Source organism: Brevibacillus sp. RS1.1 (assembly GCF_013284365.1).
GTDB classification, from domain to species: domain Bacteria; phylum Bacillota; class Bacilli; order Brevibacillales; family Brevibacillaceae; genus Brevibacillus; species Brevibacillus brevis_D.
Genome location: NZ_JABSVA010000044.1, coordinates 1 through 339, shown reverse-complemented (window position 1 = coordinate 339; position 339 = coordinate 1). Strand labels below are relative to the sequence as shown.

At 47.8% G+C, this 339-nt stretch carries 2 tRNA genes; both read right to left on the bottom strand.

The features are described 5' to 3' along the window. Positions 1 to 80: 80 nt before the first annotated feature. Positions 81 to 156, bottom strand: a tRNA-Ala gene (locus HP570_RS29320). Between the two features lie 17 nt (positions 157 to 173). Next, positions 174 to 250, bottom strand: a tRNA-Ile gene (locus HP570_RS29315). Positions 251 to 339: the final 89 nt, after the last annotated feature.

The following is a 339-nucleotide window of genomic DNA, read 5'->3' as shown; positions in this document are numbered from 1 at the left end:
AATTTGGCTATTTCTCAAAAGTGACGAAGAATAATGTAGCACGTCTTCTTGATCACATTCAAGCATTAATTTTTGGAAAATGGTGGAGCTGAACGGGATCGAACCGATGACCTCCTGCTTGCAAGGCAGGCGCTCTCCCAACTGAGCTACAGCCCCATACGGGTAATATTTAGTGGTGGGCCTAGGCTGACTCGAACAGCCGACCTCACGCTTATCAGGCGTGCGCTCTAACCAACTGAGCTATAGGCCCTTGTAAGCCACAAAAAAAGACGTACTACTTCAAAGGCCAAAAGCTGCGGCACTTCAAAGATCTATATACGTCAGGGAGTTGATGCTCCC